Source organism: Paenibacillus sp. Marseille-Q9583 (assembly GCF_976954365.1).
Genome location: NZ_CDRJTB010000013.1, coordinates 90,996 through 102,023, shown reverse-complemented (window position 1 = coordinate 102,023; position 11,028 = coordinate 90,996). Strand labels below are relative to the sequence as shown.

The following is an 11,028-nucleotide window of genomic DNA, read 5'->3' as shown; positions in this document are numbered from 1 at the left end:
AAATATCTTTAGCGCTATTTGAATTCGTAGTAATTCTTCAGAATGTTTTAAGTCCAGATTTAGGATTTCCTTTATTTTCTCGATGCGATAGATAAGTGTGTTTCTGTGTAAAAACATAGCCTTTGAAGTTTCGGTGACATTAAGATTGTTAATAAAGTAATTTTCCAAAGTTAACATATAACTTGTACCATGTAATTGATCATGATCAAACACTTTACCTAGACACTTCCGGAAAAATTCTTCTAAGGCAACGACTTTGATATTGGCTTCCAACAGGTGGTAAACCGAATAATCCTCGAAATGTGAGACCTTGTTTTGAAGGCTTTTTTGTTGCATCAATTTAATCATTTCGTTCGCCTCAGAAAAGCTATTATGCAGCGAGCTGATTGTACTGTATTGCTGACCAATGCCTATTAAGAGAGTTTCCTTCGTTCTTTCAATAAGTACCTCAAGCAGTTCATTTGCATATACCTTGGCATCATTAATCGAAACAGGAGGTCTTTCTTCATTTTGCCCTACTAGAATGATGACTCTATTATTTCTATAAAAGCACTTTATTTCTCCAATCGCTTTATGTGACAAGTCATAAATGATGTCCACACATTTTTTTGCAATGGACTCCATTTTGTACTTTCCGATAATCATATCTTCAAACTTGTCTGCTTCATTCATTTCAATATTTATCACCATACTGTAATACATATAGCTCGGATTTAATCCATGTAAATAACATAAGGTTTGCAGCGCTTCATGGGATGATATTTTCCCCGAAAGTAAATCATCAATGGAGTCCTGCTTAATTCTTATTTCAAGTTCGCTAATTTCCTTTGCTTTGATCAGCTCGAGTGCCATGATGGTGGAGGCTTGCTGCAAAATAATGTAATCAAATTCTGATAGTTCTTGCACTGTCTGCCAAATCACAATATAGCCATAAATATAGTTAGAAGCAGCGACAGGAATCACTCGACATTTTATTTCTGCACCTTCTGAATGATAGGTCCTCTTAATAGACTTTTTCATTTCATTTAGATTGGTAGGAATGGTATCGATGAACGCTTTATTAAAAACTGGCTGTCGATTTGAAAAATCAAGATAATACTCGAGTGGACTGTTGTTCTTCGCATGTTCTGTGTAATGTATTAATCGCCAATCCTTGTCTACGACAATAATAGGGTTACTAGTCGTTTCGGATAACATGGAAGTTATTTTGGCAATACCACCGCCTTCGAGGGTGATTTTGAAGAATAAGTTATGTATATCTAAAGTCTTTCTATTGAGCAGATCATATCTTCCGGAAACCTTCTCATTAATGATCGAGATCATGTTAGAGAGTGTATATTCAAAGGGCAGTTCCAGAAGGGGTAACCCATACTTGTTGGCTTCATCAATCATGTTCTGTGGAAGCTTGTCAAAGTACCGTTTCATTTTCACAACCAATCCTGAACAGTTAAGCTCTGCAAGCTCCTTAATTATTCGGTTTTGTAATTCTGCATTATTTTTAAAGATATAGCCTGTTGATAAGAGTAGTTCGTTAGGTGAAAGCCAGTCAAAGGCATCAGGATTCTCTATAATGTTAACAATGGATATGGATTTATCAATTCCTTGTTCTCCAGCCACGATCTTTATTCCCTCTATAGCCTTGATCTTCATTAAGTCTTTAACGGTTAGCAATTTTTGGCACGCTCCTCAGACACACTTTTAACACATTCGCTTGTATAACATGCACAAATAGGATGCACTCTTTTTGGTTCGCTTAAACGATGACGATCCCTACCAGTATATTATATATTAAGTGCGTAAGGTAGTTACACTAATCGTTGCCTTTGTACGATGTAACCAAATCATATTATTCAATGCATTCATCCGTTTGTTGTAGTGAAAAGGAGGTCAATCACCTTTTTGAAAATATAAGGAATTAAAACAGAGGTGACGCTAGTGAGATTTGCAAAATCCGGTGATGGCGATTTTATTCAACAAATCACTCATCATAAGTTTCATGGTTTTGTTCATAGCACGTTTAATCGCACACTCAATATTCAATGTTTGGATCGTGGAGATCTGTATACTATTGCGTGTAAGGGAATCGATAATGCTCCTAATACACTTATTATTGACTTAGAACACTTTGAAGAAGCAGATATTAGGGTGAATGACATTGTAAGTTCGGATCATTCCGTTTTATCAATTGCTAATAAGATGTCTATCACAATGAATGGTGTTAAGAAATGGAATTGTGAACTGCCTAGATATCCTTCAGAAGCTGATGTCTTAATAATGAATGTATCCACCATGAAGCAATATATCAAACTTCACGGAAATAACAGCAGAATTGAAAGGGCTTTCAAGAGCGGCAATCCTTTTGACGATGAAATGTCTAGAATGCTTCATGAACGGACGCAGTTACTTGTATCGGAATTGCAAAACAAGCGAATTTCTACTGCGATCACACATGCAACTTCGCTCATAGGCCTTGGACCAGGCTTAACGCCAGCCGGTGATGATTTCTTGGTGGGATTGTTTACCGTCATGGGCACCGAAAATCATCGATATTTTCAATACCAATCGTTTTGTGAAGAAGTCGTCTTACATGCGAAAGCTTTAACCAATGATATCAGCTATATGGCATTAGCTAAAGCAGCCGTTGGTCAGGTAAGAGAGTCCATTATTGATTTAATGGAGGCATTATTTAGAGGTAGCGAAGAGGAATTAAACTGTTCTTTACGTAGGGTATTAGCTATAGGCTCCACTTCGGGTACAGATATAGCCCTAGGAATTATTGCGGGTCTGGAAATGAACATGTAAATGGGAGGTACAAATATGACTGTTCAAGTTTTAGTAAAACCAAATACTTATATCGATTCCGTATCTTTGATGTCACTCTCAACTAAAGCGAATCAGATCGAAATCGTAGAACAAGCCATTATTGCAATGGGTACTGAAATGAATAAAGAGGTCATTAGAAATGTGGGCTTGATGACACCTGAAGTAGAAAGTGCCAAAACAAGTGACTTAGTAATTATTGTGAAGGCAGCCTCTGAAGAGCTTTGTGAGGGCGCTTTTGAAAGCATCAATGAATTATTAACGAAAAAGAAAGATACATCTAAAGGAAAAAGTGAGGTTAAATACTCAACAATTTCCTCGGCAGTAAACGGTAATCCAGAAGCTAACTTAGCGATTATTGCCGTAAATGGGAACTACGCTCCTAGAGAAGCAAGAAAAGCGCTTGAAAATAATCTTCACGTCATGCTGTTTAGCGACAATGTAAGTATTGAAGATGAAATTCAATTAAAGACTTTAGCCCAAGAAAAAGGCTTGCTAATGATGGGGCCAGACTGTGGTACTGCGATTATTGGTAATGTCGCTTTGTGCTTTGCAAATGCTGTGAGAAAAGGCAATATCGGGATCGTTGGGGCATCAGGAACAGGTAGCCAAGAGGTAACGGTTCGTATTCATGAATTTGGCGGTGGAATCACACAGTTGATCGGTACGGGCGGCAGAGATCTAAGTGAAGAGGTTGGCGGCATTATGATGCTGGCCGGAATTAAAGCGTTAGAAGAGGACGATGCAACAAAGGTTATTGTTCTCGTCTCTAAACCACCAGCACCAAGTGTAGAAGAGAAAGTACTAGCACAAATTAAACAATGTAAGAAACCAGTCGTGGTTTGGTTTGTGGGTGGGAATGAAGAAAAGGTCACCCAAGCTGGCGGTCACTTTGCAAAAATGTCAAAAGAAGCTGCACTTAAGGCGGTACTTTTAGCTGGAGCAGACGAATCGAAGCTTAACAAACGTGCGTTAAATCTTCCGCTTATTGAAGAAGTACGTGCGAAGTTAAATCCTGAGCAAAAATATATCCGTGGACTATTTAGTGGCGGTACGCTCTGTGATGAAGCGATGCACATTGCTATGGAGAAATTCGATAATGTCTACAGTAACATTCAGAGAGATCCTGAATATCGCTTAAAAGATGTTAGAGTAAGCCAAGATCATACCTTTATTGACTTCGGAGACGACCAATTTACACAAGGCAAACCACATCCTATGATAGATCCATCCACTCGGATTGAAAGATTTATTCAAGAAGCAAAAGATCCTTCTGTCGGTGTTATTGTGATGGACTTTGTTCTAGGCTTCGGAGCGCACGAAGATCCTGTAGGCGCAATGCTTCCAGCGATTATCGAAGCGAAGCAAGCCGCTGAAGATGAAGGAAGACATCTAGAGATTATTGGATACATTCTTGGAACAGAGCTAGATAGTCAAAATATCGAAGGTCAAATTAATAAATTGTTAGCTTCTGGTGCTACACATGCTAGCAGCAGTCAGAACGCAGGTCTACTAGCAAGAGAATTCGTTGTGAAAGGAGAATAGTCATGAGTAAAATCAATGAACTTTTTACGAATAAACTAAATGTTATAAATGTAGGCATTGCGAACTTTAGAGATGATTTATTAAAACAAAACGCGAATGTAACTCACTTGGAGTGGACGCCGCCAGGCAGAGGGAATCCAGAATTAATTGCTGCGCTGGATAAGCTTGAAGACCCAAGTGTTACAGATAAGATTGAAGCTGCTAACAAAGAGGCTGTTGAGCGAATTATTAACTCGCAACCGGTACTGATTGGCTTTGACCAAGCGATCAATGTGGTTCCTGGTATGACGAAAAATACAATTTTACATGCTGGCCCGCCAATCACTTGGGAACGAATGAATGGTCCGATGAAAGGTGCGGTGACAGGGGCTATTGTATTTGAAGGGCTTGCCCCCAATATTGAAGCAGCAGCTGTACTAGCCGAGTCTGGAGAGATTATTTTCTCGCCATGTCATGAACATAACTGTGTTGGTTCCATGGCTGGTGTAACATCGGCTTCCATGTTTATGCATATTGTTGAGAATAAAACTTATGGAAATATTGCCTATACAAATTTAAGTGAACAAATGTCCAAAATCCTTCGTATGGGTGCCAATGACGAGAGTGTTATCCAGCGTTTGATTTGGATGCGAGATGTATTGGGTCCTATTTTAAGAGATGCGATGAAACTTAATCCAAATGGGATTGACTTGCGCCTAATGCTCTCACAAGCCCTTCATATGGGGGACGAGTGTCATAACCGAAATGTAGCTGGAACAACCCTGCTCATTCAAGCACTAACGCCTTATATTATCCAAACCGATTTCACTGTTGAACAGAAAAAAGAAGTGTTTGAATTCGTTAGCAGCAGCGACTATTTCTCGGGTCCGACATGGATGGCGCTTTGTAAATGTGCCCTTGATGCTGCGCATGGTATTGAGAATAGTACCATTGTTACCACAATGGCTCGTAACGGAGTAGAATTCGGTATCCGCGTGAGTGGAATCGCTGGAAACGTGTGGTTTACAGGTCCTGCACAACAAGTAATAGGTCCTATGTTCGCTGGTTACAAACCTGAGGATTCTGGTCTTGATATTGGTGACAGTGCGATTACGGAGACCTATGGAATTGGCGGATTTGCTATGGCAACTGCACCGGCTATTGTTTCGCTTGTGGGGGGTACCGTTGATGATGCAATCAGCTACACCACAAAAATGGCAGAAATCACAACCACTGAAAATCCTAATGTGACGATTCCAATGCTTGACTTTATAGGGATTCCAACAGGTATTGATATTCAAAAAGTCATTCAAACAGGAATTATGCCAATTATTAATACAGCCATTGCACATAAAGATGCGGGGATTGGAATGATTGGTGCAGGTATCGTTAACCCTCCAATTGAAGCATTTGAACAAGCATTACTTGCATTAAGTGAAAAGATTAAATAAGAAGAGGGCTAACTTGCTTAGCCCGCCATTCTTATTTCGAACTAGACGAACATCTTCGTGCTAGGCTGTGAAGGAGTGAACAATTTTGGATAGTCTATCCTTGAATACAAAACTTATTGAGGCGAGTGAACAGGGAGAACTGCCTTCTGTTGAGAAACTATTAGGCGAAGGTGCCATTGTTGATTATAAAGATGCTGCAGGGCGAACAGCGTTAATGGCGGCAACTCAGAACAATCAAATCGCGATTGCTAAAAGATTAATAGAAGCAGGAAGTGACGTGAACACTAGAGATATTACACAACTCTCACCGTTTATTTGCTCAGCAGCAAATGGCTTTTATGAAATCCTGCGTCTCATGATTGCTGGTGGAGCTGATTTGAAGAGTGTGAATCGATTTGGAGGAACAGCGCTGTTACCATCGAGCGAAAAGGGCTATTTAAAAACAGTAGAAGTGTGTATTGATGCTGGGGTTCCAGTGAATCATGTCAACGACTTAGGCTGGTCAGCCCTACTTGAAGCAGTCATATTGGGGAATGGCGGACGACTATATTCTGACATTATTGAAGCGCTTGTTCGTGCAGGAGCAGATGTGCACTTGCCTGATCGAGATGGGCTCTCATCCCTACAACATGCCGAAGAGAACGGTCAACATAAAGTCGTGAAGATTCTAGAACAAGGCTTCCAAGAAAATAATGAATATGTGAAGCAGGCAAAGGCTCTTGCTAACAACGATCAATATGAAGAAGCTATATCTGTCATGGGCAGGGCGCTGGAAGTGGATGCTGACAACCTGGATTTCATCTATTATAAAGGTTATTTCTTGCAGGAATTAAAGAGATACGAAGAGGCACTTCAATGCTATGAAAGCGTTTTATCTATGGATCGTGCAAATTTAGAATTTTATTTCTATACAGCGAATTGTTTAAGACTGTGGAAAAAACCGGAGGAAGCTCTTCAGGAATATGATAAAGCCTGTGAGCTGGCACCTAATGAAACGTTCTATCGCTATCACAAATCTAATTATTTAAGAGAACTTGGGAGACACCAAGAAGCAGTTATCGAGATGGATAAGCTGCTAGCGCTTCAGCCGAATAGATATGACTTCTCCTTCCATAAGGCGAACAGTCTAAGATCGCTTGGTAAGCATATAGAAGCTATTAAGGCTATCGAGAACGCAATTAAGAATGATCCAACAAATCCGTTATATCACTCACACAAAAAGCAATCTCTTGAGTTACTCGGTTAGCGCATAAGAATTGCAACATAGGAGGCATCAGATGAAAGAGACTGTAATCGTTGCTATTGGCGGGAACTCATTGGTCAAGGAAAATGGTCTGGATTCGATTCATGACCAATCTGAAGCAGTAAAAGAAGTTGTCGTCAATATTGTTGATATGGTGCAAGAGGGCTACAATGTCGTCGTTACTCATGGTAACGGACCACAGGTAGGGTTTGGACTAAGAAGATCTGAGATTGCACATGAAATTGCCGGCATGTCTCCAGTTCCACTAGTGAATTGTGGAGCCGATACACAAGGCGGAATCGGTTATTTAATTCAACAAGCTTTAATTAATGAATTTGCAGTTAGAGGAATCCACAAGAATGTGGCTACGGTGATTACACAAGTCGAAGTAAGCTCAGAAGACCCTAACTTCAAGAATCCGACGAAACCAGTAGGATCCTTCTTTTCCAAAGAGCAAGCGGAAGAAATGAAAAAAGAACATCCGGAATGGAGTTTTGTAGAAGACTCTGGCAGAGGATACCGTAGAGTAGTTCCATCCCCAAGACCTATAGATATTGTGGAGAAAGACGCGATTAAGTCATTAATCGACGGGGGCTTTGTCGTTGTCGCTGCAGGCGGTGGAGGGATCGCAGTCGTGAAGTCTGATGATAACACGTACAAAGGTGTCGATGCAGTCATCGATAAGGATTTTGCAACGAGTCTTTTAGCAGAGCAAATTCATGCGGAGACCTTAATTATTACAACGGGAGTGTCTAGAGTATGCATCAACTATGGTAAGCCGAATCAAAAAGAGCTTTCCAAAATGACGGTTGATGAGACTAAACAATATGTGCTAGAAAATCACTTCCCAGCAGGAAGTATGCTGCCTAAAATCGAGGCGAGTTTAAGCTTCTTAGAGAACAGCGGAACGCGGGTTATTATTACGAATCCGGAAAGCTTGAAAGATGCGATCAATGAACAGGCAGGCACTCATATCGTGAAGTAACTTAAGCGAGGGGAAGTGTAGATATGGATCAAGCAAAATTGGAACAAAATTATGATAGGTACAAATCATACGGTTACGGTGAGGAATTACTGCCCAAGAAGCCTGAGCAAAGAGACTGGGGAATGTCCAACTATATAACCCTTTGGATGGGTGCTGTTCATAATATTATGTCGTATATGACAGTTGCAGGCTTCTTCGTCTTAGGATTGGATACAACACAGGTGCTCTTTGCCGTTATGCTTTCAGCCATTATTGTCTCTGCATTTTATGCTTTAAATGGGTATTCTGCCTCCAAATATGGGCTGCCATTCGCAATGTTGCTGCGTGATTCCTTTGGAGTAAAAGGAGCCATAATCCCTGCATTAATACGGGGGCTTGTCGCCGGGTTAGTCTTCTTTGGAACCACAACCGTTGTAGGTGCAGAATCATTAAATGTTATATTTGCTAGATTTATTCCGGATTATATGAGTTTAGGCGGCGGGTTTACACTATTCGGGTTAGCATTCCCGACCATGATCTCCTACGCAATTCTTTGGACAGCAACTGTGCTGTTGTTCTTAGGGGGAATGAAGACACTGGGTAAGTTCGGTAACTGGTCATCCCCAGTAGTGTATGTATTTATTATTGGTGCTGCGGTGTGGGCGATCAAGATTGCTGGAGGGTTTGGTCCGATTTTAGAGTATGTACCGGCGAACCCAACTTCAAGTCCACTAGTCTTTATTGCTTGCGTGAGTGCATTGGTATCTAACTGGGCGGGTCCTGTTGTAAATATGTCTGACTTCACCCATCGTGCGAAATCGCCAAAAGCGGCTATGATTGGATTGCCAGTAGGGTTTATCTTGTCTTATATTCTTTTTGCCATCACTTGTGTGGCTTTAATTGCAGGTACTGAAATTGCGTTTGGTGAACCGATCTTCAATATCGTTCATGCCATTGATAAAATTGAAAACACTTTCGCGGTTGTTGTATTGATTCTAGCGCTAAACGTAGGAGCAATTGCCTTCGTAGTGTTTGCAAACCTATTGCCAGCTGGCTTGCAAATGTCATCTCTTTTCCCAAAAAAATTCACTGTAAAGACCGCAGGTGTCTTAACAGCCGTTGTTGGAACTTTGATTTTGCCATGGAAGCTTGTAGAAAGTACAACGACCTTATTCTACTTCTATAGCTTTATTGGGTCCATCTTTGGTCCAATTGCGGGTATTATGCTTTCAAGCTTCTTTATTCATCGGAAAAGAGTATTAAATCTTGACCATATTTATGTCCCAGCAGGTAGCAATGGTGAATATAAGAATGGTTACAATCCTGTTGCGATGGCTGTTTTAGCAGTCAGCTTCATTCTTCCTATGTCAGGTGCATTTCTTAAGGGTATCCCCTTCCTAGTTAGGATGAATGATTTTGCTTTCTTTAGTGGCTTAATTGTTTCGTTTGTTCTATACACCATCTTTAGCAAAACACTAAAATCATCCCAATTAAACTAGAGGAGGAATTTGAAATGGATTACATGAAATTGGCTGTAGACGCAACGATCGAGGGTATGAACAAGAAATTTGGAGGCCCGTTTGGTGCAACGATTGTCCGAGGGGATGAGGTGATTGCAGCGGTTAGCAATACAATGATGAGAGACACGGATCCTTCCGCACATGCGGAAATGGTAGCTATCCGAGAAGCTTGCAAAAAGCTAGACACGATGGACTTATCGGATTGTGTAATTTATGCCACCTGTGAACCGTGTCCGATGTGTATGGGTGCTATTATTTGGTCAGGTGTTAAAGAAGTTCATTATTGCAGCACAAGAGATGATGCGAAAGAGCACGGCTTCTCTGACATTCACCTTCGCGAATATTTTGTGGGTCATGATGAGAGTGTTGTTAATATGATTAAAGTGGAAGCAAGAGAAGATTGCGATCATTTATGGACGCATTTCCACGAATTAAACAAGAAATAATTCATGTGGTCTCCTATATTTTCCGGCACTATTTTAGTGCCGGATTTTCCTGTTCTTCTACAGACTTACTCAGCAGCAAGATGAAGCTGGAGAAAATCAACCACCTGATGAAGAGCTTTTTGCACAACTGGATTATCGAAATCTTTTTCAAATACATGCTCTCCGTTTGGAATAGTAATAAGCTTTGCCGGTACTCCTTCTTTCACGAGCGCAGCTCTCATGAATACCGATTGTTCATACGGCACATCTACATCGTTCGTTCCGTGCAGTAACAATGTAGGGGGAAATTCCTTAGTTACATGATGAATAGGACAGAATTTGAGGAGTTCTTCCTTATGCAGAGAAGGATTCAAGCCCGTCACTTCTTCGATCCAACGACCGGATTGTCTTGCATATAAATAGAGGAGAAAACGCTCGTCTACGCTTGCGCTCGTAATGATTTGATCGGACACTGTACCTTTTGCAATCTCCATGGAGACGATATCCTTTTCACAATAGAATTTACTTGGTTCGAGTGCCCACGGAGCGCTAATATCGCCATATCCATAGAAGGAGACAATCGCACGCGGCTTATGGGTAAACATTCCTGTGCACAGCGCAAGGAAACCACCTGCGGAGCTTCCCACCACAGCAATCCTTGAGGGATCAATGGAGAATTGTTTTGGTCCTTCATTCACTAACCAAAGAAGGCTATCCTGGACATCTTCAAGGATGTCAGATAGGGTTGACCTAGGGGCTAATCTATAGTCAATCGAAAATAGCGCAAAGCCATTATTAGTGTAAAGTTGTATCATTTCCTCGGATAGATCTTCTCGATCACCCCAAAGTAGGCCGCCTCCGTGAATGTACACAATAGCAGGGGCTTGGGGACGGTTTGTTTCATAAAAATCAGCTTTAATTGTAAATGAGTCATTTTCTTTAAAAATAATGGTCTTCTTCATCACTATCCATTACACCTCATCAAGTAAGTAATTTTTAAAGACTAGCACTACCTCTATTGTATATCATTCACGAATTTTGATGAAACCATAATCATGAATACCCAGGATTGGAGATACTG

At 40.7% G+C, this 11,028-nt stretch carries 9 protein-coding genes; 7 read left to right on the top strand and 2 right to left on the bottom strand.

Features of this window, described 5'->3' with window-relative positions; all coding sequences use genetic code 11:
* A partial coding sequence (locus ACWNM1_RS09030) for a PucR family transcriptional regulator (RefSeq protein WP_449600732.1) occupies positions 1–1,671 on the bottom strand: 1,671 nt, incomplete at its 3' end.
* Positions 1,672–1,935: 264 nt separating this feature from the next.
* On the opposite strand from ACWNM1_RS09030, the gene ACWNM1_RS09025 reads away from it, so the two are divergent.
* The 7 genes from ACWNM1_RS09025 (at position 1,936) to ACWNM1_RS08995 (ending at position 9,968) form a co-directional block, all read left to right on the top strand.
* The gene (locus tag ACWNM1_RS09025; RefSeq protein ID WP_449600731.1) at positions 1,936–2,802 is read left to right on the top strand and encodes a DUF2877 domain-containing protein; all 867 of its coding nucleotides are present in this window, start codon (positions 1,936–1,938) and stop codon (positions 2,800–2,802) included.
* A gap of 15 nt (positions 2,803–2,817) precedes the next feature.
* The gene (gene fdrA, locus ACWNM1_RS09020) at positions 2,818–4,365 is read left to right on the top strand and encodes an acyl-CoA synthetase FdrA (RefSeq protein WP_449600730.1); all 1,548 of its coding nucleotides are present in this window, start codon (positions 2,818–2,820) and stop codon (positions 4,363–4,365) included.
* Positions 4,366–4,367: 2 nt separating this feature from the next.
* On the top strand, positions 4,368–5,795 hold the full coding sequence (locus ACWNM1_RS09015; RefSeq protein WP_449600729.1) for an oxamate carbamoyltransferase subunit AllG family protein: 1,428 nt from the start codon (positions 4,368–4,370) through the stop codon (positions 5,793–5,795).
* Between the two features lie 85 nt (positions 5,796–5,880).
* Complete coding sequence (locus ACWNM1_RS09010; protein ID WP_449600728.1) at positions 5,881–7,041, top strand: ankyrin repeat domain-containing protein; 1,161 nt, start codon at positions 5,881–5,883, stop codon at positions 7,039–7,041.
* A gap of 31 nt (positions 7,042–7,072) precedes the next feature.
* The gene (gene arcC, locus ACWNM1_RS09005; protein ID WP_149646526.1) at positions 7,073–8,023 is read left to right on the top strand and encodes a carbamate kinase; all 951 of its coding nucleotides are present in this window, start codon (positions 7,073–7,075) and stop codon (positions 8,021–8,023) included.
* 23 nt (positions 8,024–8,046) lie between these two features.
* Positions 8,047–9,501: a cytosine permease gene (locus ACWNM1_RS09000; RefSeq protein ID WP_449600727.1), complete on the top strand. Its 1,455-nt coding sequence runs from the start codon at positions 8,047–8,049 to the stop codon at positions 9,499–9,501.
* A gap of 14 nt (positions 9,502–9,515) precedes the next feature.
* Positions 9,516–9,968, top strand: coding sequence for a nucleoside deaminase (locus ACWNM1_RS08995; RefSeq protein WP_042124600.1), 453 nt, complete (start codon positions 9,516–9,518; stop codon positions 9,966–9,968).
* A 65-nt stretch (positions 9,969–10,033) separates the two neighbouring features.
* Here the strand turns inward: ACWNM1_RS08995 and ACWNM1_RS08990 are convergent, their stop codons facing one another.
* Positions 10,034–10,909 carry an alpha/beta hydrolase gene (locus ACWNM1_RS08990; RefSeq protein ID WP_449600734.1) on the bottom strand — a complete coding sequence of 292 codons (876 nt, stop codon included), beginning with the start codon at positions 10,907–10,909 and terminating at the stop codon, positions 10,034–10,036.
* Between the last annotated feature and the right edge of the window lie 119 nt (positions 10,910–11,028).

Coding starts and splice junctions, on each gene's coding strand:
- fdrA (WP_449600730.1), top strand. CDS start 2,818: ATGACTGTTCAAGTTTTAGTAAAACCAAATACTTATATCGATTCCGTA.
- ACWNM1_RS09015 (WP_449600729.1), top strand. CDS start 4,368: ATGAGTAAAATCAATGAACTTTTTACGAATAAACTAAATGTTATAAAT.
- arcC (WP_149646526.1), top strand. CDS start 7,073: ATGAAAGAGACTGTAATCGTTGCTATTGGCGGGAACTCATTGGTCAAG.
- ACWNM1_RS09000 (WP_449600727.1), top strand. CDS start 8,047: ATGGATCAAGCAAAATTGGAACAAAATTATGATAGGTACAAATCATAC.
- ACWNM1_RS08995 (WP_042124600.1), top strand. CDS start 9,516: ATGGATTACATGAAATTGGCTGTAGACGCAACGATCGAGGGTATGAAC.
- ACWNM1_RS08990 (WP_449600734.1), bottom strand. CDS start 10,909: ATGAAGAAGACCATTATTTTTAAAGAAAATGACTCATTTACAATTAAA.